This window comes from Rhodopseudomonas telluris, from assembly GCF_042432815.1.
Taxonomy (GTDB): Bacteria; Pseudomonadota; Alphaproteobacteria; order Rhizobiales; family Xanthobacteraceae; genus Rhodopseudomonas; species Rhodopseudomonas telluris.
In genome coordinates, this window is the sequence record NZ_JBHLWM010000003.1 from 169,041 (window position 1) to 193,607 (window position 24,567).

Here is a 24,567-nt window from a genome sequence, read left to right on the forward strand (position 1 = left end):
CCATGACCGAATTGATGAGCAGCCTAGTCGACTTCAGGCGCGGCTGACAATGCTCGACGGCAGTCCCGCACCAGCTCAGGCTTTATCGTCGTCGAGCGGGACGCAATACAGTTCGAGGCGATGATCGACCAGCTTGTAGCCGAGCTTGCGGGCGATCTCGGCCTGCAGCTTCTCGATCTCTTCGTTGGTGAACTCGATCACCTTGCCGTCGCGCAGATTGATCAGGTGATCATGATGGCTGTCGCGCATCTGCTCGTAGCGGGCACGGCCTTCACGGAAGTCGTGCCGCTCGATGATCCCCGCATCCTCGAACAGCTTCACCGTGCGGTACACGGTGGAGATCGAGATCTTGTCGTCGACCGCGACGCAACGGGTGTAGAGCTCTTCGACGTCGGGATGATCGACCGACTCGGCGAGAACCCGCGCAATCACGCGACGCTGTTCCGTCATGCGCATACCGGTGGCAGCGCAGCGGGCTTCGATTTCAGTGGCCTTCACATCAGACATCGGCGTCAACGCATTGTTTGAATGGGCTCAGCGATGGGGTTTGTGCCACCGCGCGGAAATTAGGACAAGTCGCGACGCATTATCAATGCGTTCAATTGTTCCCCATCCGGCTGCCGATAGTAACGCTCGCGGCGACCGACGATGGCGAAACCAGCACGCTGATACAGACGGCGCGCCGGCTGATTGTTCTCCTCGACTTCCAGAAAGACTTTGGCAACACCACGGCCGGCGAGATGGCCGAGATGCGTCAGTAACAACTCTCGCGACAGCCCTCGTCCGCGGTAGCCGGAAGCCACCGCGACCGACAGGATCTCGGCTTCATCCGCCCCGAATCGTGAGGCGATGAAACCAACGATCTTCCGACCCATACGCAAGCGGTGGATCAAGGTATTGCGCTGGCTCAAAAGGTCGGCGAATTCCTCTTCGCTCCAGCCGCTGTGAAACGACGCGCCGTGGAGCTGCGCCAGCTTGCCGGCGTCGCGCAACGTCGCAGGCTCGACCACCGCGTCGGCGTAGCCCCAGAATTCGGCGAGCCAGGTCATCATCAGCAAGTCATCATTACCGGAATAAACATCGACGCCGCGTCAGGCGGCGGGCTGCGCGGCGCGGGCCAGCGCGTCGGTCTGAGGCTTGGCGTCGGGCGCCCGCAGATAGAACGGCCGCGCCGGAGCGGCCTCCGGGTTCGCTGCCGCACCGAGCCACGCGACCCAGAAGATATCGGGCGCAGGCTGCTGATCGATCAGCGGCGCCGGCGGCGTCAGCGCCGGCCAGCGCGCGGCCAGCAACCCCGCCGCATTGCCGACCAGCCGCGGCGCGCCCTGCCGCGCGGCTTCCAGCGCCTCGGCGATCGGGCCGACACGCGGCCGCAGCAGGCGCGTGCCGTTGCCGCTGACGAGTTGGTAGTAGACGTGATCGTGCCGGGCATCGATCGCCGACAGGATCGGCGTGTCGTCGCGCTCGCTCACCAGCGGCGCCGCAAAGGCCGATAGCGTGGTGAGTCCGACCACCGGCTTGTCGGCCGCAAGCCCGATGCCGCGCGCGGCGGACAGTCCGACGCGTAGCCCCGTGAAACTACCAGGCCCGGTGGTGACGGCCACGCGGTCGAGATCGGCGAAGCTGATGCCGGAGGCCTGCATCACGCGCGCCAGCATCGGCACCAGCGCCTCGGCATGGCCGCGCTGCATCGGCTCGGACTCGGAAGCGAGCAGCCGGTTGGCGTCGGTATCCAAAACCGCGGCCGAGCAGGCTTCAAGCGCCGTATCGATAGCAAGGATCAACATTCGCCCAGCATATCAGCAATGACGCACGCACGTCATGTGCCTGCCGGACACGATCGACAAGAATCGCTGACAGCCGAACGCGAGCCTCTGCATGGCGCGACGCACCATGCAGAGGCTCGGCGGTGGACGGGTTACGAAAGGCTCCGCCTCAGGTGACGGGGCGGACCTCGGTCACCTCGGGCACGAAGTGCTTGAGCAGGTTCTGGATGCCGTGCTGCAGCGTCGCGGTCGAGGACGGGCAGCCCGAGCAGGCGCCCTTCATGGCCAGATAGACGATGCCGTCCTTGAAGCCGCGGAAAGTGATGTCGCCGCCGTCATTGGCGACTGCCGGACGCACGCGCGTCTCGATCAGATCCTTGATGATCTCGACCGTCTCGGCATCGCCCTCGGCATAGAACTCATCGTCATCGCTCTCGTCGCCATCCGACTGGCCATCGGCCAGGATCGGGGCGCCCGACATGTAGTGCTCCATGATGGCGCCGAGGATCGCGGGCTTGAGATGCTGCCAGTCGCCGCCGTCCTTGGTGACGGTGACGAAATCCGAGCCGTAAAACACGCCGCTGACGCCTTCGACGCCGAACAGCCGCTCGGCCAGCGGCGAGCGCGCCGCCTGGCTGCGATCGGTGAATTCCATTGTGCCGCTGTCGAGCACGACGCGGCCGGGAATGAACTTCAGGGTCGCGGGGTTGGGCGTCGGTTCGGTCTGGATGAACATGGAGGTCTCCGTCGTCGCCGGTTCAAGGCCGGCACGTGGGAAGGGCTGTGTCAGGCGTCGCGTCAGCGGGGCGGTGACGGCCTCGCTCGGACACGGTCGAATTCCTAGCAGATAACCACCGCGAACGCACGGTTCAACCCGCGGGCTGTTCCGGAGGATGAACGAGCGCCTGAAAGAATTGCGCTTTTCAGGCGCAGCCTCAGGCCAGCGCGTCGATGTCGTCGTCGGTCAGGCTGGAGGCGACCATCACCACGGGAACCGGAAAGCTGCCTAGATGACGAACCATCGCGGTGACGATCGGGCCCGGGCCTTCCGGCCCGTCGCTCGCGGCCAGGATCAGCATGACGATGTCGGAATCGTCCTCGATCACCGCGCGCACCTGGGCGATGGTGTCGCCCTCGCGGATCACCCGCTCCGGGGTGATGCCGGAGACGCCATTGGCGCGGCCGGAGGCGCGGTCGAGCGCCTGCTCGGCGGTCTCGATCGCCTCGGCGCGCATCACGTCGGCGACGCCGAGCCATTGCTGGTTCTGGTCGAGGATCTCGATCACCCGCAGCATCACCACCGCGCCGCCGACCCGCACCGCCCAGCGGCTGGCGTAATACACCGCGCGATCCCATTCGGCGGTGTCGTCGACGATGACGAGACATTTCGGCTTGTGGCCGGATTCGTAGCTGCGTCGCTGGCTGCTCATGATCGTCCCCGGAGTTCCCAAGCGCGAGCCCGCGCAACCACGCGATGCTGCCATGGCCATGTAAGAAAGGACAAGGGCACGGCCCTCATGGTGAGGAGCGCAGCGAAGCTGCGCGTCTCGAACCATGACGAGACAGGCTCGTCCTTCGAGACGCCCGGCTACGCCGGGCTCCCCAGGACGAGGGCCGAGGTCGAATATCAGCCCTTCTTGCGCACCATGCCCATGATGTCCTTCACGGCCAGCATGGTTTCGGCCGCGATCGCGCGGGCGCGGTCGCTGCCGTCGGCGAGGACGGAGTCGACATAGTCGTGGTCGGCCGACAGCCGCTTCATCTCGCCGGCGATCGGCGACAGCTTCTCGACCGCGAGATCGACCAGGCTCGACTTGAACGCCGAGAACTGCGCGCCGCCGAATTCGCCGAGCACGGCGGCCTTCGGCTTGCCGGACAGCGCCGCGTAGATGCCGACCAGGTTGTCGGCTTCGGGACGCGGCTCGAGCCCCTTCTCCTCGCTCGGCAGCGGCTCCGGATCGGTCTTGGCCTTGCGGATCTTCTGCGCGATCGCGTCGGCGTCGTCGGTGAGGTTGATGCGCGAGTAGTCCGACGGATCGGACTTCGACATCTTCTTGGTGCCGTCGCGCAGGCTCATCACCCGGGTCGCCGGACCGGTGATCACCGGCTCGGGCAGCGGGAAGTACGCGTCGCCAAAGCCCTGCGCGGCGATCGAGGCCGAGAAGTCGTTGTTGAACTTCTGGGCGATGTCGCGGGTCAGCTCGACATGCTGTTTCTGGTCCTCGCCGACCGGCACATGGGTGGCGCGATACACCAGAATGTCGGCGGCCATCAGCACCGGGTAGTCGTACAGACCGACCGAGACGTTCTCGCGATCCTTGCCGGCCTTTTCCTTGAACTGGGTCATGCGGTTGAGCCAGCCGAGCCGCGCGATGCAGTTCAGCACCCAGGCCAGCTCGGAATGCTCGGCGACCTGGCTCTGGTTGAAGATGATCTGCTTCTTCGGATCGATGCCGGCCGCGATGAACGCCGCGGTGACTTCGCGAATGTTCTTGCGCAGTTCGTCCGGACCGCCCCACACCGTCACCGGCACCGTGATGGCGTGCAGATCGACCACGCAGTACACGCAATTATGCGTCTCCTGCATCTTCACGAAGTTGACGATCGCGCCGAGATAATTGCCGAGATGCAGATTTCCGGTGGGCTGGATGCCGGAAAATACCCGTTGTGTGGTCATGGTCAGTTCCTGCGCGTGATCGGTCGGCGCGCGCCCGGTGGCTGCGGCGCGGCGCGCCGTCCATTGGCACGCGGCGGCTAGCCGCGCAAGCCGCGCGGCGGCCGCAGCGCCGTTCCGAGTGCGGCCGGCCGCACCACCCCGAACAGCACCAGCAGCCCGCCATAGACGATCAACCCGCCGGCGATCAGAACGGCAAGCCCGGCCGCCTGGGCCAGCGTTCCGGCTGCCGTCACCCAGGGCAGCACAAACTGCGCCTTGAGCGTCAGCAGCGCGCCCATCGCGCTCGCCGCGACCGCGATCAGCACGATGCGCCGGCGCGCGGCGGCATCGATGCTGACGCCGAAACGGCGCAGGCCCCGCCACAGCAGAAAGGCCGCATTGCTCCAGCCGCCGAGCGCGACCGCCAGCGCCACACCGGCGGCACCGAACAGCCGCCCCAGCAGCAGCGCCGCGACCATCGCCACCGCCAGCGCCGCCAGCGTGGCGAGCAGCGGCGTCCTTGTGTCCTCGCGGGCGTAGAACGCCGCCGACCAAGTCTTGGCCAGCACCTGCGCCGGCAGGCCGAGCGCCAGCACGCCGAGCGCCAGCGCGGTCGCGGCGGTGTCCTCGGCACTGAACGCGCCGTGTTCGAACAGCAGCCGGACGATGGGCTCGCGCAACACGATCAGCCCGAGCGTTGCCGGCAGCGCGACGCCGACCGCAAGCTCGAGCCCGCGCGAGGCAGCCTCGGACTGCGCCGCATGATCGTCACCGCGAACCGCGCGCGACAATTCCGGCACCAGTACGGCGCCCATCGCCACGCTGACGATGCCGAGCGGCAGCTCGATCAGCCGATTGGCGAAATACAGCCACGACACCGCCGACGGCACCCCCGACGCCACGATGGCGCCGATCACGATCAAGAGCTGCGGCCCGGAATTGGCGATCATGCCGGGGATCGCCTTGGCGAAGAACGCCTGCATGGCGGTGTCGAACGACACCCGCAGCGGCGTCGCGAGCTTCTCGCCGCGGCTGTTGAACGCCAAAATCGACAGCTGCAGCAGCCCGGCGATGCCGACGGTGCCGGACAACACCCATGCCGCCACGACGTCGTCGTCGCTGGCAAACAGCAGCACGGCGGTGACGACGATCAGCGCCGCGTTGAACAGCAGCGGCGAGAACGCCGTCAGGCCGACCTTCCCGTCGGCGTTGAACAGCCCCATCATCACCGCGACCGGACCGGCGAACGCCAGATAGGGCAGCATCAGCCGCGCGTCGCGGACCGCCATACCGAGCACCGGATGGCCGACGAAGCCGGGCGCGAGCAACGCGATCAAGAGCGGCATGAACACGCCGACCAGCACCGCCAGCACCAGCGTCGCCAGCGCCACGGTGCCGAGCAGCCGCCCGGCGAAGGCTGCGGCCGCGGCCGGCCCGTTGTACTCGCGCACCCGCAGCCAGGCCGGCACCAGCGCCGCATTCAGCGCGCCCTCGGTGAGCAGCCGCCGCGTCACATTGACGAGCTGAAACGCCAGCAGAAACGCATCCGCCACCGCCCCGGCCCCGAGCAGCGCCGCGACCAGCGCATCGCGAACGAATCCCAGCAAGCGGGAGGACAAGGTGCCGGCTGAGACGGTGAGGAGTGGAAGGATCATCCGCGGGTTATAGCCGGATTGCACCCGCAACGGACTGGTCCGACTTGGTTTAGTGGCTGATTGGTAAAAGCGGCGGCCCTGGTGGCCGGCGAAGCCTCCATCTACCGCCGTCATGGCCGGGCTTGACCCGGCCATCCATCCCTCACGAAAAGAGCGTCTTGCGAATAAGATGGATGCGCGGATCAAGCCCGCGCATGACGATCGGGGAACGTCCCGCGCTTGCCGCGTTGCTGCGGAACGTGATAGGTCGGCGCGCCTTCGCGCAGCCGGCGATGCACCGGTTTTGTCCCGCAAACCCGCGGATTTTCCCCCTCGCCGCCACGGACCCATCGATGACCACAGCCAAATACGACGTCCTCGCCATCGGCAACGCGCTGTTCGACGTGCTGGTGCGCACCGAGGACGACTTTCTGGTCCGCCACGGCATGACCAAGGGCGGCATGGCGCTGATCGATCAGGCGCAGGCGGCGGCGATCTATGCCGACATGGGCATGGCGACCGAAATCTCCGGCGGCTCGGCGGCCAACACCATCGTCGGCCTGGCCTCGTTCGGTGCCCGCACCGCTTACGTCGGCAAGATCAAGGACGATCAGATCGGCAAGCTCTACGCCCACGACATCCGCGCCGCCGGCGTCGCGTTCGACACCAAGCCGGCCGCGGACGGCCCGGCGACCGGCTGCTCCTACATTTTGGTGACGCCGGACGGCGAGCGCACCATGAACACCTATCTGGGCGCCGCGCAGGATCTGGCTCCAAGCGATATCGACGAAGCGCAAATCGCCGCCGCGTCGATCGTGTATCTCGAAGGCTATCTGTGGGATCCGCCGCAGGCCAAGGAAGCGTTCCTGAAAGCCTCGAAGATCGCCCACGGCGCCGGCCGCAAGGTCGCGCTGACGCTGTCGGATGCGTTCTGCGTCGACCGCTACCGCGCCGAGTTTCTCGACCTGATGCGCAGCAAGACCGTCGATCTGATCTTCGCCAACGAGTCCGAGCTCCATTCGCTGTACCAGACCTCCGATTTCGACACCGCGCTGAAGCAGCTCGGCCAGGACGTCGCGCTCGGCGTCGTCACCCGCAGCGAGAAGGGTTGCGCCGTGGTCGAAGGCGGCAGCGTGACGCTTGTGCCGGCCGCGTCGATCGAGCAGCTCGTCGACACCACCGGCGCCGGCGATTTGTTCGCCGCCGGCTTCCTGTTCGGCCTGGTGCGCAACGCCGGCTATGAAGCCGCCGGCCGCCTCGGTGCCCTCGCCGCCGCCGAAGTGATCCAGCACATCGGCGCAAGGCCGCAGGTGTCGCTGAAGGAACTGGCTCAGCAGCACGGGCTGCCGGTTTAAGCGACGCTTATCTCCAGGTCATTCCGGGGGCGCGAGCGCAGCTCGCGAACCCGGAATCCATAACCCCTGTGGTTATGACTTGAGCAAGACGCCGCCGTGCCTCACCGCGACTCCAGGGGCTATGGATTCCGGGCTCGCGCTACGCGCGCCCCGGAATGACGAACGTGTTGGACTGAAGTAACAACACGCCAGGCCCTCATCCTGAGGAGCCCGGCGACGCTCGCAGAGCGGGGCCGGGCGTCTCGAAGGATGGCCGCGCACAGCGGGCTTCCGCGAGCCCGTGACGCCTTATGGTTCGAGACGCATCGCTAACGCGATGCTCCTCACCATGAGGGGCTCGCTCATCACGAACGCCTCACGCCGTCTTCGCCGCCTTCAGGCCGAGCTTTTCTTCCACCTTCTCGCGCATCACGAATTTCTGGATCTTGCCGGTGACCGTCATCGGGAAGTCGTCGACGAATTCGATGTAGCGCGGGATCTTGTTGTGGGCGATCTGGCCCTGGCAGAAGGCGCGCACCTCGTCGGCCGTCAGCGTCTCGCCGGCGCGCGGGCGGACCCAGGCGCAGAGTTCTTCGCCGTAGCGGTCATCGGCGACGCCGAAGATCTGCACGTCCTGAATTTTCGGATGGCGATACAGGAATTCCTCGATCTCGCGCGGATAGAGATTCTCGCCGCCGCGGATCACCATGTCCTTGATGCGCCCAACGATATTGCAGAAGCCTTCGTCGTCGATCACCGCGAGATCGCCGGTATGCATCCAGCCGGCGGCGTCGAGCACGTCGGCGGTTTTCTCCGCCTCGTCCCAATAGCCCAGCATGATGCTGTAGCCGCGGGTGCAGAGCTCACCGCGGGTGCCGCGCGGCACGATGCGGCCTTCGAGATCGATCACCTTGACCTCGACATGCGGATGGATTCGGCCGACCGTTGAAACGCGGCGCTCCTCCGGATCGTCGACCGCGCTCTGGAAGCTGACCGGGCTGGTCTCGGTCATGCCATAGGCGATCGTCACTTCGCGCATATTCATCTGATCGTTGACGCGGCGCATCACTTCGACCGGGCACGGCGCGCCCGCCATGATGCCGGTGCGCAGCGACGACAGGTCGAAGCTGGCGAATTGCGGATGATCGAGCTCGGCGATGAACATCGTCGGCACGCCATACAGCGCCGTGCACTTCTCCTGCGACGCCGTCTGCAGCGTCGCCAGCGGATCGAACCCCTCGCCGGGATACACCATGGTGGCGCCGGAAGTAACCGAGGCGAGATTGCCCATCACCATGCCGAAGCAGTGATACAGCGGCACCGGAATGCAGATGCGGTCCTGTTCGGTCAGCTTCATGGCGCGGCCGACGAAGTAACCGTTGTTGAGGATGTTGTGATGCGTCAGCGTCACGCCTTTGGGCGAGCCGGTGGTGCCGCTGGTGAACTGGATGTTGACGGCGTCGTCGAACTGCAGCTCGCCGGCGAGCTGCGCGATCATCTGGCGATGGCGATCGCCGCCCATCGCCGCGACCTCGTCGAACGCGACCGTGCCGGGAGCTTTCGGCCCGCCGATCTGAATCACCGCGCGCAACTGCGGCAGCTTCGCCGATTTCAGCGCGCCGGGCTGCCCGCGCGAAAGCTCCGGGATCAGCGTGTTCAGCATCTCCATATAGGCCGAGGTCTTGAACGCGGTCGCAGTCACCAGCGCGGCGCAGCCGACCTTGGCGAGCGCGAATTCGAGTTCGCTGAGTCGGTAGGCCGGGTTGATAGTGACGAGAATCAGTCCGGCTTTGGCGGCGGCGAATTGCGTCAGCGTCCATTCGGGCCGGTTCATCGACCACACGCCGATGCGTTCGCCGCGCTGCAGGCCGAGCGCGAGGAAGCCGGCGGCGAGCGCATCGACGCGCTGCGCAAACTCGCGCCAGCTCCAGCGCACGTCGTGGCTGGGCGACACCAGCGCCTCGCGGTCTGGCCATTGCCGCGCAGCAAGATCAAGCGCCTGTCCGATGGTAATGCCGAGCAGCGGCGCGTCGGAGATGCCGCAGACGTAGCTCGGAGCCTTGTCGGCCGGAGACTTGATGGCTGAAGCCTGATCGGTCACGTCCTGGTCTCCTCCTCACGCGCCGGTCCGGATCGGCCGACGGATTGTTCTTGATTGCGAGATGGTCGCGCCTGCGGCGGAGCTTGTCGAGCCCCGCCGCGGGCTTGTGGCAAACTTCAGGCAGCCTTCTGGGCGGCCCCGAGCGCCGCATAGACGCCGCGCTCGAACGCCGCGAAGGCGTCGAGGCACTTGGCGTCGCCGAACGGCAGCACCTGCATCAGGATCACGCCGCAAATGTCGCGGGTCGGGTCGATCCAGTAGTAGGTGTTGGCGAGGCCGGCCCAGGCGAGGCTGCCGGGGCTGCGGCCTTCCGGCGTGGTCTCGGTGTTGATCAGGAAGCTCAGCCCCCACTTCTTGTCCATGCCCGGATAGAGATCGACGTCGTTGGTGGCGAACGCGACCGCCGAGTTGAGCTTGGTGACGTTGAGGTCGCCGATGTGGTTCTGGCCCATCAGCGCGACGGTTTCGGGCTTCAGCACCTGGTTGCCATTGCCGCGGCCCTTGTTGAGAATCATCCGGGCGAACTTCAGATAGTCCGCCGCGGTGCCGTAGAGGCCGCCGCCGCCCATGTGGAATTCCGGATTCTGCTCGACCTCGAACGGGATCGGCGTCAGCGAGCCGTCCTCGCCGCGGGCGTGGACCGCGACCAGCCGGTTGCGCTGTTCGTCGGCGATCTTGAAGCCGGTGTCGGTCATGCCGAGCGGCGCGAACAGATGATCGCGCAAATACGCGTCGAGCTTGATGCCGGTGACGGCCTCGACCGCCTTGCCGGCGAAATCGATGTTGATGCCGTATTCCCAGCGGGTGCCGGGATCGGACGCCAGCGGCGTCTTCAGCGCGGCGTTCTGGCAGCCGATGATGCCGGGCACGCCATGGTGCTCCATGTACTTCACCATGTCGGCGTTCCACATGTCGTAGCAGAAGCCGGCGGTGTGGGTGAGCAACTGGCGGAGCGTGATCGGCGCCTTGGCCGGACGGGTCTTCGGCGTGCCGTCGGCCGCGAAGCCGTCCAGCACCAGCGGCGCGGCGAGATCGGGCAGCACCTTGCCGATCGGCTCGTCCAGCGACAGCTTGCCCTGTTCGACCAGCTGCATCGCCGCCGCCGCGGTGATCGCCTTGGTCATCGAGGCGATCCAGAACACGCTGTCGGTCGTCATCGGCTGCGGCTTGGTCAGATCGCGCTTGCCGAACGCGCCCTGATACACCGTCTCGTTCGCGTTGCCCGCCATCGCGACGACGCCCGGAATGTCGCCCCGGTCGCAGAAGCGTTGCAACGATTGATCGATCTCTGCGCTGCGCATGTGGTCATCCTCCCATTTGGTTTTTTGTAGCGGCGGGATTGTTCCGCGCGATCGCGACATTCGCAAGACGCCGGATCAATTGATCCGCTCCAAACGGATCGCTTTCGCGATCGCGAAGCCCGAATGGCCGGAAAGTCCAATCAGCCGGGCAGCTTAAGGCGCGCGCAACCACGATCGCTTGCGGCAACGCGCTGCGGGAACGAAGGCCGCCTCACGCCGTTCACAATGCGGCCGCAGTCGTGACGAGATCCGCTCAACGGGTGCGCCAGCAAGTATGTGGCGGAGCACAACCCATGACCCCATCCTGGAGCGGCTGGAAGCATTACCCGAAGGGCGGCCGCGGCAATATCGACGCGCCGATCGGACCCGGGCTTTACGAAGTGCGCCGCGCCAATGACGGCGCGCTGTTCTCGTTCGACGTCGTCGAAAATCTAGCGATGGCGCTGGCGGCGCTGCAGACGCGCCCGAAGCGTCTCGGCTGGTTCGGCCGACGCGGCGAGGCGGTGACGCCGGAGCTCGAATATCGCTATTATCCGACGCGAAGCTGGGAACAGGCGCGCCTTGCCGGCGACCACATTCTCAGCCGCCGCGAGTCCTGGTTCAGCCGCGCCGCCTGACCGCCGCGGCGCAGCATCGGTCACGGCCGTTTGACGGCCCCGGATCGGTGCACAGCGCGTCCGATGCGCCTATACTTCCTCGCAGCAAATGGTCGGCGCGATGGCGCCGACGCCAACCGCGAGGAAGTCATCCGATGTCTCCGACCGCCACTGCCCGCAAGTCCGATTCCGCCTCGCTGCGCGATCGCCTGAAGGATCCGTCGCTGCTGCGCGAGCAGTGCTATGTCGACGGCGCCTGGACCGGCAGCGGTTCGATCGCCGTCACCAATCCGGCGAACGGAAGCGAGATCGGCCGCATCCCGAGCCTGGGCGCCACTGAGGCGACCGCCGCGATCGAGGCTGCCGAGCGGGCGTTTCCGGCCTGGGCCAAGCTCACCGCCAAGCAGCGCTCCAACATCCTGCGCAAATGGTTCGAGCTGATCGTCGCCAATCGCGAGGATCTGGCGCTGATCCTCACCACTGAACAGGGCAAGCCGCTCGCCGAGGCGCTGGGCGAGGTCGATATCGGCGCCGCCTATATCGAGTTCTTCGCCGAGGAGGCCCGCCGGGTCTATGGCGAGACCATCCCGACGCAGCGCGCCGATGCGCGGCTCATCGCCATCAAGCAGCCGATCGGCGTCTGCGCCGCGATCACGCCGTGGAACTTCCCGAACTCGATGATCACCCGCAAGGTCTCGCCGGCGCTGGCCGCCGGCTGCACCGTGGTGCTGAAGCCGGCCGAAGAGACGCCGTTCTCGGCGCTGGCGCTGGCGGCGCTGGCCGAGAAGGCCGGCCTGCCGAAGGGCGTGTTCAACATCGTCACCGGCGACGCGCCGCCGATCGGCAAGGTGTTCTGCGAACATCCGGCGGTGCGCTTCGTCGGCTTCACCGGCTCGACCGAAGTCGGCAAGATCCTGTATCGGCAATCCGCCGGTACCGTGAAGAAGCTCGGTCTCGAGCTCGGCGGTAACGCGCCGTTCATCGTGTTCGACGATGCCGACATCGACGCCGCGGTCGAAGGCGCCATGGTGTCGAAATATCGCAACATGGGCCAGACCTGCGTGTGCGCCAACCGGCTCTATGTGCAGGACGGCGTCTACGACGCCTTCGTCGAGAAGCTCGCCGCCAAGGTCAAGGCGATGAAGATCGGCGACGGCACTGAGCAGGGCGTGACGCAGGGCCCGCTGATCAACGAAGCGGCGGTCGAGAAGACCGAGCGGCACATCGCCGACGCGCTCGAGCACGGCGCCAAGGTGATCACCGGCGGCAAGCGCGCCGCGCTCGGCGGCACCTTCTTCGAGCCGACCGTGCTGGCCGACGTGCGCACCGATGCGCTGGTGGCGCATGAGGAGACGTTCGGCCCGCTGGCGCCGGTGTTCCGCTTCAAGACCGAGGACGAAGTCATCAAGCTCGCCAACGCCTCGCCGTTCGGCCTCGCCAGCTACTTCTACGCCCGCGATCTCGGCCGGGTGTGGCGCGTCGCCGAGGCGCTGGAGAGCGGCATGGTCGGCGTCAATTCCGGCCTGATCACCACCGAGGTCGCGCCGTTCGGCGGCGTCAAGGAAAGCGGCCTCGGCCGCGAAGGCTCGCATCACGGCATCGAAGAGTATGTCGAGATCAAATACGTGATGATGGCGGGGATCTGAGGGGGCAAGCGCAACTGCGCGCTCGGCTTAGCCGCTCATCTAGCCTCATCCTGAGGAGCCCGGCGAAGCCCGAAGGGCGCAGCCGGGCGTCTCGAAGGATGGGCCGCAGGCGCGGAACCTGTCGCGCTCATGGTTCGAGACGGCGCTTCGCGCCTCCTCACCATGAGGGTTTGTGGGACAGTAGCCGTTGATCTTCGCGAGCTGTCACAATCACCACGGTCATCCTCCGCGAAAGCGGAGGATCCAGTACGGCGGTGCGCCGGCTTATCAAACGAACGCTCTGGGTCGCCCGCTTTCGCGGGCGATGACGTAGGAAGTTGGGTCGGCGCATTGATGACTTCGATAGGCTAATTACCAGATCATGATTTAGCACGTCGTCATGGCCGGGCCTGTCCCGGCCATCCACGCCTTCGGGCCTCGCCGCGCCGTCGTTACTGCGCACCCAATCCGGTAACGGTTTGCACGCGCCGCACCGGCGGCGGATTCCATTTGCCGGTCAGGGCATCGGCGGCCGGCGCGTAGAGCCGCATCACCAGATTGAACGGGCCTTTCGGCGCCGGCAGCCAGTTGGCCTGTTTGTCGGGTCCGGGATCCTGGTTCTGGATCAGCAGGTCGAGCGAGCCGTCGGGGTTCGGTTTCATCGGCATCCAACTCGACAGTGCGAAGCGATCGAGCGGATTGGCGACCTGGAAGCCGTCGGCATCGTACAGCGTCACCGACCAGAACACGCGGGCCGGCGGCGTCGCGCCTTTGTCGAAATGCAGCACATAGGCGCCTGTCCCGTCGAGCGGCTTGCCGGTGTCGTCGCCGAGGTTCATCGGGTAGATCGCATCTTCCGGCAGGTTGGCGCCGAGGCCGACCTGGGCCACGATGGCGCGTTTCAGGTAGTACGAGCCATAGACACCCATGGTGTCGGTGTTCATGGTCCAGCCATTGGCGACCCGCGCCAGCGTCGGCAGCTTCCAGGCCATCAGGTGCTGGGCATCCTGCGGCACGTTGGCCAGCGCCTTGCGCACCGCCGCGTCGGCCTTGTCGAGATCGAAGCTTTTGCCCGACTCGAGCCCGATCCGGCGGAGTTGCGCGATCATCGGCTGATCGGTGATGTGCGGCGGGTGCACCTTCAGCAGCTCGGCGGCGGCCCCGAAATACGCCGCGGCCGTCAGGCCGTCGACCTGCAGCTTCGGCGGCGTCTTCATGTCGACGGTCAGGTCGATCGCCGGAGCGGCCTGCGGCGTAGCCGGCTGATTGGCTGGCTTGCCCCATTTCGACAGCGGCGTGACCGAGAAGCCGGCCTGGATGCGGTGCACCGCCGGGTAGTCCGGTGGTCCGTCAGTCTTGGTGCGGCCGATGATCCAGACGATCGGCGTCGGCGCTTCGATTCGTTGCAGCCCGGCCGGCACGGTGCCGCTCCAGCCGGGAGGCGTGATCAGGTAGGTCTGCGCGGCGGTGCCGGTGGTCCGCCAGCCGGGCGACGCGAACACGTCGGACCACATGTCGAGCATCGGCAGCAGGTAGTAGCGGCCACCGGTGTCAGGCGCCGCCACCACCATCGGCTCGCGCGTCAGATCCAGCCAGGAGATCGAATACAGCGTGTCGAAATTCGGCCGGACCACGGTCTTGAAGTTTGCCGGCGGATATTCCGGCACGTTGACGAAGGTGTTCATCGGCCCTTTGCCGAATTCCTTGCCGGGCTCGATGTTGGTCGACTGCTTGCGGGTGATATCCATCGTCAGCAGCGGATAGAAGTACAGATAGGCGTCGACGCCGATGGCGTGCGCTTCCTGCTCGCTGACGGGCGCCGGCTGGGATTGCCCCGCCGTCGTCATCAGGAGCGCCGCCGTCAGCACCGCGAGCGCTACGTGAGCACGTCGTACCATGGTCCGGTCCTCCCTCGTTCAATCGAGGAGGAAAGGATGGTGGCTGAGCCGCCGCGTGTTCCTTGACGCAGGTCAAGCGCAGGCACCCCAGGGATCGCTGGGCCGCTGCCCCTCGTGATACTACGAGGCGGAGGTGTTACTGCCGCAGCATGATCAGCGGGTCGGCGCTGTCGGGGCTCTTGCGCCATTGCGCGTTGTCGTCGGCTTCGAACCGCCAGGTTTCGCCGGACGGCGCGATCAGCAGCAGCGCGCCGCGCTCCAGCCGCCACATCGTCGGCGCGAAGGCCGCGACAGGCTGTTCGCAGCGCGGCTTCAAATAGGCTTCGAAATTGTCGGGCGTCGATGCTTCGTTGTTGGTGAGCGTCAGGCCGCAGATCGGCCGGCCATTGCCGCGCACCATCGACCAGTCGCCGATCATCTGGTCCATCGACTTGGCGAGCGAGCGCGCCGCCACCAGATTCTGCAGGATATAGACACCCTCGTTGGCGCGCAGGCCTTCAAAAATGCCGCTTTCGACCTCGGTGAAGTCGATCACCGCGTCGCCGGCCGCGTTTTCCAGCCGGACGATGTCGAGGCCCTTCACGGTCCAGGCGGCGATGTCCTTGGTGAAGGGCAGCGCGGTGGCGCAGCTCGGCTCCAGCTCGAGCTTCATGCCCTGTGGCGCGGGGTCCGGCTTCAGCGTCACCACGCAGGTCTTGCTGCGCTCGGTGGTGGACAGCTCCCACTGCCCGATCATGTCCTTCTTCAGCGTCGACGCATCCTGCGCCTGAGCCGATCCCGCCGCGAGCAGCAACCCCAATGCCACACCGAGACGTGCGATCATGTCACCGCTCCCTGACGGGCGTTTCGGCGATCGGAGTCAGCGGCGGCTTGCCGTCGAACCACGCCTTGAGATTGTCGACCACGAGCTGATCCATCGCGTTGCGCGTCACCACCGAGGCCGAGCCGATATGCGGCAGCAGCACGACGTTGCCGAGCGTGCGCAGCTCCTCGGGCACGTTCGGCTCGTCGGCGAACACGTCGAGACCGGCCGCCAGGATGGTACCAGACTTGAGCGCCGCGATCAGTGCGGTTTCATCCACCACCGAGCCGCGCGCGACGTTGATCAGCACGCCGCGCGGGCCGAGCGCCTGCAGGACCTCGGCATTGATCAGCTTGTTGGTCGCGGCGCCGCCGGGGATGATCACCACCAGCGTATCGACCTCCTTGGCCATCGCGATCAGGTCCGGATAGTGCTGGTAGGCGACGCCCTCGGCCGGCTTGCGCGAGTGATACACCACCGGCACCAGCGAGGCGTCGAGCCGCCGCGCGATCGCCTGACCGATCCGGCCCATGCCGACGATGCCGACCTTGCGGTCGCGCAGCGAGCCGACGCTGAGCGGATAAGGCTGGCTCGCCCACAGCCCGGCGCGGACATACTTGTCGGCGCGGATGAATTCGCGCAGCGTCGCAATCAGCAGGCCGAGCGCGGTGTCGGCGACTTCCTCGGTCAGCACGTCGGGGGTGTTGGTGACGACGACGTCGTTCTGCGCCGCCCAGGCGGCATCGACGTGATCGTAGCCGACGCCGAACGACGACACGATTTCGAGCCTGGGGAAGCGCGACAGCACCGCGCCGCTGGTCGGCACCAGGCCGGTGACGGCCACACCGCGAATCCGCCCGCGCACCTCGTCGGAGAGGCCGTCGAGATCGGCCTGCTGTTCGCAGCGATGCAGCACATAGGGCGCGGCGAAGCCGTCGTCGACGACGGGCTTGCGCGGCCCGTAAATCAGAAGATCGATCGCGTCCGCCGACCCAGCATCCCCGGCCATCTTGGCTCCCTTACTTTTCTTGTCCCAATGCGCTTTCGTGCCAGCGCCGCAGCAACAGATGCGAGATCAGCGCCAGCAATCCGTAGATCACAATGCCCGCCACCGACAGCAACAGCAAGGCGGCGAACATGCGGGGAATGTTGAGCCGGTAGCCGGATTCGGCAATCCGGTAGGCGAGCCCGGAGCCGGCGCCGGCCGAGCCCGCGGCGATCTCCGCCACCACGGCGCCGATCAGAGACAGCCCGCCGGCGATGCGCAGGCCGCCCAGCATGTAGGGCAGCGCCGCCGGCAGTTTCAGCCGGAGCAGCGTCTGCAGCGGCGAGGCGCCGTACAGCCGGAACAGCCCGGCGAGATTGCGATCGACCGAATTCAGCCCGAGCGTGGTGTTGGCCAGCACCGGGAAGAACGCGACGATCCAGGCGCAGACCACGACGGCGGTTTCCTGCGGCAGATAGATCAGCAGCAGCGGCGCGATCGCGATCACCGGCGTCACCTGCAGCACCACCGCATAGGGAAACAGCGCGTACTCGACCCAGCGCGACAGGTTGAACAGCAGCGCCAGCGCGATGCCGCCGACAGCGGCAGCGACGAAGCCCTGCAGCGTGGTCCACAAAGTCGCCAGCAGCGACCCGAACAGCACCGGCCAGTCGGCAATCAGCGTCGACAGCACCAGGCCCGGCCCCGGCAGGATGTAGGGCGGGATCTGATTGAGTCGGACGATGAGGTCCCAGCCGGTGATCACCACGGCCAGCACCAGCAGCGGCAACACCATACGAAACAGCCGCGCCGCGCTCATCCGTGCCCCCGTGTGCCGCCGGTCGCTGCCAGCGCCAGCGAAACGTCGCGGCACTGCGCCGCGTAGTCCGCAGAGGTGCGGAACGCCTCGCCGCGCGGCTCCGGCGCCTCGATGGAAAACTCCGCGGCGATCCGGCCCGGCCGCGGCGACATCACCACCACGCGCTGCGACAGATACACCGACTCGAACACCGAATGGGTCACGAACAGCACGGTCTTGCCGAGGTCGCGCCACAGCGCCAGCAGATCGTCGTTGAGGCGAAAGCGGGTGATCTCGTCGAGCGCGGCGAACGGCTCGTCCATCAGCAGGATGTCCGGATCGGTGACCAGCGCGCGCGCCAGCGACACCCGCATCTTCATGCCGCCGGAGAGTTGCCGCGGATAGGCATCGGCGAAATCCTGCAGCTCGACCCGCGCCAGCGCCGCCGCGACGCGCTGCGCGGTTTCGGCCTTCGGCGTGCGCGCGAGCTCGAGCGGCAGGGCAACATTGGCGGAGATGCTGGCCCAGGGCATCAGCGTCGGCTCCTGAAACACGAAGCCGATCGCATGGCCGCCGCGCGGCGGCGTCGCCTGCCCCGCCACCTCGATGCTGCCGGACGACTCCGCGGCCAGCCCCGCGATCAGCCGCAGCGCCGTCGACTTGCCGCAGCCGGACGGGCCGAGCAGCGAGACGAACTCGCCGCGGCCGACGGCGAGATCGATCGGCCCCAGCGCCGGCACGCCGCTGTCGTAGATCTTGGTGACCGCGCGCAGCCGGATCGCCGCATCCGCGTCCGATGGTGCGAGGGCATGCGGCACGGACACGCTGCTACTTCTTCGGCCGCAGATCGACGCCGACGGCCTTGTTGGCGAATTGCAGCGTGTAGGCGCGGCGGAAATCGAGATCGCGCGGCACCACGCCGGCGCGGGTCATCTTGTCGAAGAAGCTGGCGTAGCGCGCGTCGCTCATCGCGCCGATGCCATTGGTGACCGCGTCGCCGGAATCGACGATGCCGTACTCCTTCATCTTCTCGACCGAATAGGCCAGCATCTCGTCGGTCATTTCCGGATTGAGCGACTTGATCATCGCATTGCCGGCGGCATTGTCGCCATACAGATAGTTGTACCAGCCGATCATCGAGGCATCGACGAAGCGCTGGATCATGTCGGGGTTCTTGTCGATCAGCTCGCGCCGGGTCTCGATCAGCGTCGAATAGCCGTCGAGGCCGTAGTCGGCGAGCAGCAGCACGCTCGGCTTGAACTTGGCCTTCTGCTCGATCACGAACGGCTCGGAGGTGACGTAGCCCTGCATCGCGCTGTTGCGGTCGATGATGAAGGGCTGCGGGTTCGAGGTGTAGGGCTTCACCTTGGCTTCGTTGAAGCCGTATTCGGATTTCAGCCACTGGAAGTAGCTGGCGATGCCCTCCTTGGAGACGAACAGCGTCAGCCGCTTCAGATCGTCGAGCTTCTCGATCTTGGCTTCCGGATGCGACAGGAACACCTGCGGGTCCTTCTGGAACACCGCGGCGATCGCCACCACCGGGACATTGTTGGCGACCGCGTCGAACGACTGCAGCGTGTTGGCGGTCATGAAGAAATCGAGCTTGCCGGCCATCAGCAGCGCGCGATTGTTGACGTTCGGCCCGCCCGGCACGATCGTGACGTCGAGCCCGTAGGCCTTGTAGGTGCCGTCCGCGACCGCCTGGAAGAAGCCGCCATGCTCGCCCTCGGCGACCCAGTTGGTGCCGAACGAAACCTTGTCGAAACCGCCCTCCGGCACCTTGCGGACCGGCTGCGCCACCGGGCGCGGCGGCTTTTTGGGCGGCGGAGGCGGCGGCGGCTTGACCTCCGGCTTGGCGGCGGGCGGTTCGGCGCCGTGGCCGGACGCCCAGGCGGGCTGCGCCAGCAGCAGCGCGACAGACCCGATTAACGCTCGCAGCAGGAAGGCGGGGGTCATGATTGGACTCCGTCGTTCGTTTTGGCCCATGATGGGAGCGGCGAGGCGGCGCGGTTAGGTCCGGTCGAGGATTGATAGCGAAACAATGCGGGCATTTGAACCACTGATGCGGACGGCTGCCACGCGCCGATGACACAACGACCGCCCCACGACTGGACCGCGATCCGCTGGCCGGAGATCGAGAGCGCCGATCCGGCGCGCTGGATCGCCGTGCTGCCGCTCGCCGCCACCGAACAGCACGGCCCGCATCTACCGCTCGGCACCGACGTGACCATCGCCGAGGCCTATCTGGCGCGCGTGCGCGAGCTGGTGCCGGCGGAGCTGCCGGTGACGTTTCTGCCGCTGCAGCCGGTCGGGCTGTCGCTGGAGCATCTGTCGTTTCCCGGCACGCTGACGCTTGGAACCGAGACCGCGCTGAAACTGTGGACCGAGATCGGCGACAGCGTGGCGCGCGCCGGCGTGCGCAAGCTGGTGATGGTCACCAGCCATGGCGGCAACAGCGCCGCGATGGGCCTGGTGGCGCAGGAATTGCGGGTGCGGCACGGCATGCTGGCGGTGACCACCGGCTGGGCGCGGTTCGGCACGCCGGAGGGCCTGTTCGAAGACGACGAGCTGCGCCATGGCATTCATGGCGGCGGGATCGAGACCTCGATCATGCTGGCGCACGCGCCGCATCTGGTGCGCACCGATCGCATCGCCGACTTCACGCCGTCGACGCGCGCGATGGAGCAGGACTTCCGCCGGCTGTCGGCGCAGCGTCCGGCGCCGTTCGCCTGGTCGGCGCAGGATCTGCATCCAAGCGGTGCGATCGGCGACGCCACCGGGGCGACCGCCGACAAGGGGCGGCTGCTGATCGATCACGGCGCGCGGGCGTTCTGCGAGTTGCTCGCCGACGTCGACCGCTTCGACCTCGGCGCCTTCGGGGCTACGCCGCAAGCCTAACGACCGCCGGCACGTCATCCCCGCCCCACTCGTTTACCACGTACACGCTACGCAATGCGCCGAAGGTCGTGGCCGATTCGCCACGCACGGCAGCGAGTTGCGCATGGCGTGCTACATCATCGCACCGCGCGCTTGTGTCTTTGAACTATTCCAGAGTACAGGGTCGCGCACGCGAACGATCAGTTTCCCGGCTGATTTCCGCGTCTGCTGCGCTCATCATGTCAAATCAGTGACAACGACCTCGACTATCGTCAGCTTGCGAGCTGCTCGCACATGCAACCAACTGATGCAGCGGCATCGCGCCGCACGTAGTATTCTACCAGTCAGGTCATTTGATGAAGATTCGCCGACACCTTGTATCAGCAGCCCTGAGGTTGTGGCCCACCGCACCGCTCGCATGCGGCGCGACTTCCGCGCAGCCGCGACGCGTGTCGCTGACGACGCTGCTCGCCGGCGCTGCGCTCGGCACGCTCGCGCTTCCGCAGATCGCCAAGGCGGCGGATATGTTGAAGGCGCTGCCGGCGCCCGCCTATGACTGGAGCGGGTTCTATGTCGGCGCGCACGCCGGTTACTTGCGCGGGCATTCGAACGCGACCCTGCTTGATCCGGCGTTCACCGCGCAGGTCTCCAACGGCTCCGGCGGCATCACCGCCGGCGCGCAGGCGGGATACAACTGGCTGACTCGGTCCGGCGTGCTGTTCGGCCTCGAGGCCGACATCTCGTTCCCGAGCTACCTGCCGGCCAACGCCGTGCTGGCGGAATTCAGCGGCACGCCGTCTCAGCAGCAGCATCTCGATTTTTACGGCAGCGTGCGGGCCCGGCTCGGCATCGCCGCCGGCCGCTGGCTGCCCTACGTCACCGGCGGTTTGGCCTACGCGCACGAGCGCTATTTGACCGATCCGGAATCCGACAAGGCGCTCAGTGGCCGGATCGGCTGGGTCGCGGGCGCCGGCCTCGAATACGGCTTCACGCCGCATTGGAGCGCGCGGATCGAGTATCTCTACAGCGACTACCAGCGCGCCTCGGTGGCGCTGCCCGGCGGCGGCCGCTTCGACTCGGCCCTCAGCCTGCAGACCATTCGGGTCGGTCTCAATCGCCGGCTCGACTGGCTCGGCACCGGCGACGCGGCGCCGTTCGCCGCCGTCGCCGATCCGGAATCCGACCGCTGGGAAATTCACGGCCAGACCACCGTGGTGGGTCAGGGCTATCCGTCGTTCCGCTCGCCGTATGACGGCGCCAACAGCCTCGCGCCGAACAGCCAGTTCAAGACGACCTGGAGCAGCAGCCTGTTCGCCAATGTGCGGCTGTGGGACGGCGGCGAACTGTATCTCAACCCCGAATTCCTGCAGGGCTACGGGCTCAGCGACACCGTCGGCGTCGCAGGCTTCCCGAACGGCGAAGGCCAGAAGTCGGGCTTCGCCTATCCGCATTTCAGCCCGTCGCGTTTCTATCTGCGCCAGACCTTCGGGCTCGGCGGCGAACAGGAGCAGCTCGCCTCCAGCGCCTCGCAGCTCTCCGGCAAGGCCGACATTTCGCGCCTGACGTTCCAGGTCGGCCGCTTCTCGGTGGTCGACGTGTTCGACGGCAACAGCTACGCGCACGACCCGCGCCGCGACTTCATGAACTGGTCGATCTGGGCGTCCGGCGCGTTCGACTACGCCGCCGACAAGCTCGGGCTGACCTACGGCGCGACCGCCGAGCTCAACCAGAAACAATGGGCGATCCGCGCCGGCTACTTCCTGATGGACGCCGAGTCCAACTCCAACAATTTCGACACGAAGCTGCTGCGCCGCGGCGAATATGTCGCCGAGCTGGAGACGCGCTACACGCTGTTCGGCCAGCCCGGCAAGCTGCGCACGCTCGGCTTCATCAACAGCGTATATTCGGGCAGCTATCGCGAGACGCTCGACAACCCGCTGCTCAATCTCGATATCAGCCAGACCCGCAAGGGCCGCATCAAATACGGTTACACCTTCAATCTCGAACAGGCGGTGACCGAGGATGTCGGCGTGTTCGGCCGCTGGAGCTGGAACGACGGCCGCAACGAGATCATGTCGTTCACTGACATCGACGACAGCTTCTCCGGCGGCGTCTCGATCCGCGGCCTGCGCTGGGGCCGGCCCGACGACGTCATCGGCATCGCGGGCGCCACCAACGGCCTGTCGCGCGACCACCGCGACTTCCTCGCCGCCGGCGGCCTCGGCCCGCTGATCGGCGACGGACGGCTGAACTATCGCCGCGAGAACATCCTGGAAGCCTACTACGCCTACGCGGTCACCCCGGCCTGGACCGCGACCGCCGACTACCAGTTCATCGCCAACCCCGCCTTCAACGCCGACCGCGGCCCGGTGTCGGTGTTTTCGGGCCGGCTGCACGGGGAATTTTGAGTCCTCCCCCCCGTCATTGCGAGGAGCGCAGCGACGAAGCAATCCAGCGCCGAGCACGGAGCTGGATTGCTTCGCGGAGCCTGTCATCGGGCGGCGCTTAGCGCCGACCCGTTGGCTCGCAATGACGGAGGTTAAGCCACCGGCGCAAAGCTCTCGGCCCTCGCCATCGCCCAGGCCTGCTTGAAGCGCGGGTCGTCGGTGCCTTGCAGCAATTCGCCGCTGCGCAGCATCGGATAGAGCTGGGCGAACGACACCACGTCGGACGGCGAGACGCGTTGCGAGAAGTGATAGGGCCGGATGTCCTGCGGATGATCGAGCCCGGCGGCGGCGATCAGTTCGGCCAGCGCGTGCAGCGTGGCGCGGTGATAGTTGTACACCCGCTCGGCCTTGTCCGGTACCACCAGCGCCCGGTAGCGATTCGGCTCCTGGGTGGTGACGCCGGTCGGGCAGCGGTCGGTATGGCAGCTCAGCGACTGGATGCAGCCGAGCGCGAACATGAAGCCGCGCGCCGAATTACACCAGTCGGCGCCGAGCGCCATCGCGCGCGCCATGTCGAACGCGGTGGCGATCTTGCCGGAGGCGCCGAGCTTGATCTTGTCGCGCAGGCCGACGCCGATCAGCGCGTTGTGGACGAAATTGATGCCGTCGCGCATCGGCATGCCGAGATGATCCATGAACTCCAGCGGCGCCGCGCCGGTGCCGCCTTCCTTGCCGTCGACCACGATAAAGTCCGGCGTGATGCCGGTCGCCAGCATCGCCTTGCAGATCGCCAGAAACTCCCACGGATGGCCGATGCACAGCTTGAAGCCGGCCGGCTTGCCGCCCGACAGCCGGCGCATCTCGGCGATGAAGCGCATCATCTCGATCGGGGTCGAGAACGCCTTGTGATAGGGAGGCGATACGCAATCCTCGTCCATCGACACGCCGCGGATCTGCGAGATTTCCTCCGACACCTTGGCGGCCGGCAGCACGCCGCCATGGCCGGGCTTGGCGCCCTGGCTGATCTTCAGCTCGACCATCTTGATCTGATCTTCGGACGCGACGCGCGCGAACGCCTCGGGATCGAACCGGCCGTCGCGGGTGCGGCAGCCGAAGTAACCGGAACCGACCTCCCAGATCAGGTCGCCGCCATTTTCGCGGTGATACGGGCTGACGCCCCCCTCGCCGGTGTCGTGCGCGAAGCCGCCCTTGTTGGCGCCGGCATTGAGCGCCCGGATGGCGTTCGGACTGAGCGCGCCGAAACTCATCGCCGAGATGTTGAACACCGAGGCGGAATATGGCCTGGCGCAATCCGGCCCGCCGATGCTGATGCGGAAATGCTCCTCGGCATGCGGTCGCGGCGCCACCGAGTGATGCATCCACTCGTAGCCGTTATCGTAGACATCCTTCTGGGTGCCGAACGGCCGCTTGTCGAGCACCATCTTGGCGCGCTGATAGATCAGCGCGCGCGTATCGCGGCTGAACGGCTTGCCGTCTTTCTCGCTCTCGAAGAAGTACTGCCGCATCTCGGGGCGGATCTCCTCGAGCAGGAATCGCAGATGCGCCGAGATCGGATAGTTGCGCAGCACCGCGTGGTTCTTCTGCACAAGGTCCCACAGGCCGAGCAGCATCAGCGCCGTGAACACCAGCGCCAGCGTCAGCACTAGGCCGAACAGGTCGCTGTCCATGTCGGTGATGGCCACCGAGGCGAACAACACGGCGAGAACGGTGCAGATCGTCAGAGCAATGAAACGCCGCGAGAACGGAAGCAGGATCGTGTCCATGAAGTCTCCGCAGGCCGGCGGA

The 24,567-nt window shown here is 66.6% G+C and carries 21 protein-coding genes; 5 read left to right on the forward strand and 16 right to left on the reverse strand.

Annotation, left to right across the window (positions count from 1 at the left end; translation table 11 throughout):
• Positions 1–75: 75 nt before the first annotated feature.
• The 7 genes from ACFFJ6_RS07580 to murJ form a co-directional block, all read right to left on the reverse strand.
• On the reverse strand, positions 76–507 hold the full coding sequence (locus tag ACFFJ6_RS07580) for a Fur family transcriptional regulator (protein ID WP_054163928.1): 432 nt from the start codon (positions 505–507) through the stop codon (positions 76–78).
• A gap of 59 nt (positions 508–566) precedes the next feature.
• Positions 567–1,052 carry a ribosomal protein S18-alanine N-acetyltransferase gene (gene rimI, locus ACFFJ6_RS07585; RefSeq protein WP_378386093.1) on the reverse strand — a complete coding sequence of 162 codons (486 nt, stop codon included), beginning with the start codon at positions 1,050–1,052 and terminating at the stop codon, positions 567–569.
• Between the two features lie 39 nt (positions 1,053–1,091).
• Positions 1,092–1,787: a tRNA (adenosine(37)-N6)-threonylcarbamoyltransferase complex dimerization subunit type 1 TsaB gene (gene tsaB, locus ACFFJ6_RS07590; RefSeq protein WP_378386095.1), complete on the reverse strand. Its 696-nt coding sequence runs from the start codon at positions 1,785–1,787 to the stop codon at positions 1,092–1,094.
• A gap of 148 nt (positions 1,788–1,935) precedes the next feature.
• Positions 1,936–2,502 (reverse strand): NifU family protein, encoded by a 567-nt coding sequence (locus tag ACFFJ6_RS07595; RefSeq protein WP_378386097.1) that lies wholly within the window; start codon positions 2,500–2,502, stop codon positions 1,936–1,938.
• 199 nt (positions 2,503–2,701) lie between these two features.
• Positions 2,702–3,196, reverse strand: coding sequence for a universal stress protein (locus ACFFJ6_RS07600; RefSeq protein ID WP_378386099.1), 495 nt, complete (start codon positions 3,194–3,196; stop codon positions 2,702–2,704).
• A 197-nt stretch (positions 3,197–3,393) separates the two neighbouring features.
• Entirely contained in the window at positions 3,394–4,443 is a 1,050-nt protein-coding gene (trpS, locus tag ACFFJ6_RS07605) for a tryptophan--tRNA ligase (RefSeq protein ID WP_378386101.1), read from the reverse strand.
• A gap of 77 nt (positions 4,444–4,520) precedes the next feature.
• Positions 4,521–6,077 (reverse strand): murein biosynthesis integral membrane protein MurJ, encoded by a 1,557-nt coding sequence (murJ, locus tag ACFFJ6_RS07610; protein WP_378386103.1) that lies wholly within the window; start codon positions 6,075–6,077, stop codon positions 4,521–4,523.
• 332 nt (positions 6,078–6,409) lie between these two features.
• Here murJ and ACFFJ6_RS07615 point away from each other — a divergent pair, with 332 nt between their 5' ends.
• A complete protein-coding gene (locus ACFFJ6_RS07615; protein WP_378386105.1) occupies positions 6,410–7,411 on the forward strand; it encodes an adenosine kinase in 1,002 nt (333 codons plus the stop codon).
• A 355-nt stretch (positions 7,412–7,766) separates the two neighbouring features.
• Here the strand turns inward: ACFFJ6_RS07615 and ACFFJ6_RS07620 are convergent, their stop codons facing one another.
• Both ACFFJ6_RS07620 and ACFFJ6_RS07625 read right to left on the reverse strand, forming a co-directional pair.
• Complete coding sequence (locus tag ACFFJ6_RS07620; protein ID WP_378386107.1) at positions 7,767–9,491, reverse strand: AMP-binding protein; 1,725 nt, start codon at positions 9,489–9,491, stop codon at positions 7,767–7,769.
• A 116-nt stretch (positions 9,492–9,607) separates the two neighbouring features.
• The gene (locus tag ACFFJ6_RS07625; RefSeq protein WP_378386109.1) at positions 9,608–10,792 is read right to left on the reverse strand and encodes a serine hydrolase domain-containing protein; all 1,185 of its coding nucleotides are present in this window, start codon (positions 10,790–10,792) and stop codon (positions 9,608–9,610) included.
• A gap of 293 nt (positions 10,793–11,085) precedes the next feature.
• On the opposite strand from ACFFJ6_RS07625, the gene ACFFJ6_RS07630 reads away from it, so the two are divergent.
• Positions 11,086–11,409, forward strand: coding sequence for a hypothetical protein (locus tag ACFFJ6_RS07630; RefSeq protein ID WP_378386111.1), 324 nt, complete (start codon positions 11,086–11,088; stop codon positions 11,407–11,409).
• 134 nt (positions 11,410–11,543) lie between these two features.
• A complete protein-coding gene (locus ACFFJ6_RS07635) occupies positions 11,544–13,034 on the forward strand; it encodes an NAD-dependent succinate-semialdehyde dehydrogenase (protein ID WP_378386113.1) in 1,491 nt (496 codons plus the stop codon).
• Positions 13,035–13,465: 431 nt separating this feature from the next.
• Here ACFFJ6_RS07635 and ACFFJ6_RS07640 read toward each other — a convergent pair whose 3' ends face one another.
• From ACFFJ6_RS07640 to ACFFJ6_RS07665, 6 genes are all read right to left on the reverse strand, one after another.
• On the reverse strand, positions 13,466–14,911 hold the full coding sequence (locus ACFFJ6_RS07640) for a DUF1254 domain-containing protein (protein WP_378386115.1): 1,446 nt from the start codon (positions 14,909–14,911) through the stop codon (positions 13,466–13,468).
• Between the two features lie 136 nt (positions 14,912–15,047).
• Positions 15,048–15,734, reverse strand: a complete 687-nt coding sequence (locus ACFFJ6_RS07645) for an AprI/Inh family metalloprotease inhibitor (protein ID WP_378386117.1) — start codon at positions 15,732–15,734, stop codon at positions 15,048–15,050.
• Position 15,735: 1 nt separating this feature from the next.
• A complete protein-coding gene (locus ACFFJ6_RS07650) occupies positions 15,736–16,722 on the reverse strand; it encodes a 2-hydroxyacid dehydrogenase (RefSeq protein ID WP_378386119.1) in 987 nt (328 codons plus the stop codon).
• A 10-nt stretch (positions 16,723–16,732) separates the two neighbouring features.
• Positions 16,733–17,518, reverse strand: coding sequence for an ABC transporter permease (locus ACFFJ6_RS07655; RefSeq protein WP_378386121.1), 786 nt, complete (start codon positions 17,516–17,518; stop codon positions 16,733–16,735).
• Positions 17,515–18,321, reverse strand: a complete 807-nt coding sequence (locus ACFFJ6_RS07660) for an ABC transporter ATP-binding protein (protein ID WP_378386123.1) — start codon at positions 18,319–18,321, stop codon at positions 17,515–17,517. The genes ACFFJ6_RS07655 and ACFFJ6_RS07660 overlap by 4 nt, the downstream gene beginning before the upstream one ends.
• A gap of 4 nt (positions 18,322–18,325) precedes the next feature.
• Positions 18,326–19,453: an ABC transporter substrate-binding protein gene (locus ACFFJ6_RS07665; protein WP_378386125.1), complete on the reverse strand. Its 1,128-nt coding sequence runs from the start codon at positions 19,451–19,453 to the stop codon at positions 18,326–18,328.
• A gap of 129 nt (positions 19,454–19,582) precedes the next feature.
• Between ACFFJ6_RS07665 and ACFFJ6_RS07670 the strand changes: the two genes are divergently transcribed.
• Positions 19,583–20,395 carry a creatininase family protein gene (locus ACFFJ6_RS07670; protein WP_378386127.1) on the forward strand — a complete coding sequence of 271 codons (813 nt, stop codon included), beginning with the start codon at positions 19,583–19,585 and terminating at the stop codon, positions 20,393–20,395.
• Between the two features lie 428 nt (positions 20,396–20,823).
• Positions 20,824–22,782: a carbohydrate porin gene (locus ACFFJ6_RS07675; protein ID WP_378386129.1), complete on the forward strand. Its 1,959-nt coding sequence runs from the start codon at positions 20,824–20,826 to the stop codon at positions 22,780–22,782.
• A gap of 131 nt (positions 22,783–22,913) precedes the next feature.
• Here the strand turns inward: ACFFJ6_RS07675 and ACFFJ6_RS07680 are convergent, their stop codons facing one another.
• Positions 22,914–24,545, reverse strand: a complete 1,632-nt coding sequence (locus ACFFJ6_RS07680) for an FMN-binding glutamate synthase family protein (RefSeq protein ID WP_378386131.1) — start codon at positions 24,543–24,545, stop codon at positions 22,914–22,916.
• Positions 24,546–24,567: the final 22 nt, after the last annotated feature.

Bases quoted from the DNA above. Each gene is read 5' to 3' on its own strand.
- murJ (WP_378386103.1), bottom strand. From the start codon at position 6,077: ATGATCCTTCCACTCCTCACCGTCTCAGCCGGCACCTTGTCCTCCCGC.
- ACFFJ6_RS07670 (WP_378386127.1), top strand. From the start codon at position 19,583: ATGACACAACGACCGCCCCACGACTGGACCGCGATCCGCTGGCCGGAG.
- ACFFJ6_RS07650 (WP_378386119.1), bottom strand. From the start codon at position 16,722: ATGGCCGGGGATGCTGGGTCGGCGGACGCGATCGATCTTCTGATTTAC.
- ACFFJ6_RS07635 (WP_378386113.1), top strand. From the start codon at position 11,544: ATGTCTCCGACCGCCACTGCCCGCAAGTCCGATTCCGCCTCGCTGCGC.
- ACFFJ6_RS07680 (WP_378386131.1), bottom strand. From the start codon at position 24,545: ATGGACACGATCCTGCTTCCGTTCTCGCGGCGTTTCATTGCTCTGACG.
- ACFFJ6_RS07615 (WP_378386105.1), top strand. From the start codon at position 6,410: ATGACCACAGCCAAATACGACGTCCTCGCCATCGGCAACGCGCTGTTC.
- rimI (WP_378386093.1), bottom strand. From the start codon at position 1,052: ATGATGACCTGGCTCGCCGAATTCTGGGGCTACGCCGACGCGGTGGTC.
- ACFFJ6_RS07625 (WP_378386109.1), bottom strand. From the start codon at position 10,792: ATGCGCAGCGCAGAGATCGATCAATCGTTGCAACGCTTCTGCGACCGG.
- ACFFJ6_RS07640 (WP_378386115.1), bottom strand. From the start codon at position 14,911: ATGGTACGACGTGCTCACGTAGCGCTCGCGGTGCTGACGGCGGCGCTC.
- trpS (WP_378386101.1), bottom strand. From the start codon at position 4,443: ATGACCACACAACGGGTATTTTCCGGCATCCAGCCCACCGGAAATCTG.
- ACFFJ6_RS07595 (WP_378386097.1), bottom strand. From the start codon at position 2,502: ATGTTCATCCAGACCGAACCGACGCCCAACCCCGCGACCCTGAAGTTC.
- ACFFJ6_RS07645 (WP_378386117.1), bottom strand. From the start codon at position 15,734: ATGATCGCACGTCTCGGTGTGGCATTGGGGTTGCTGCTCGCGGCGGGA.
- ACFFJ6_RS07655 (WP_378386121.1), bottom strand. From the start codon at position 17,518: ATGAGCGCGGCGCGGCTGTTTCGTATGGTGTTGCCGCTGCTGGTGCTG.
- ACFFJ6_RS07665 (WP_378386125.1), bottom strand. From the start codon at position 19,453: ATGACCCCCGCCTTCCTGCTGCGAGCGTTAATCGGGTCTGTCGCGCTG.
- tsaB (WP_378386095.1), bottom strand. From the start codon at position 1,787: ATGTTGATCCTTGCTATCGATACGGCGCTTGAAGCCTGCTCGGCCGCG.
- ACFFJ6_RS07580 (WP_054163928.1), bottom strand. From the start codon at position 507: ATGTCTGATGTGAAGGCCACTGAAATCGAAGCCCGCTGCGCTGCCACC.
- ACFFJ6_RS07630 (WP_378386111.1), top strand. From the start codon at position 11,086: ATGACCCCATCCTGGAGCGGCTGGAAGCATTACCCGAAGGGCGGCCGC.
- ACFFJ6_RS07600 (WP_378386099.1), bottom strand. From the start codon at position 3,196: ATGAGCAGCCAGCGACGCAGCTACGAATCCGGCCACAAGCCGAAATGT.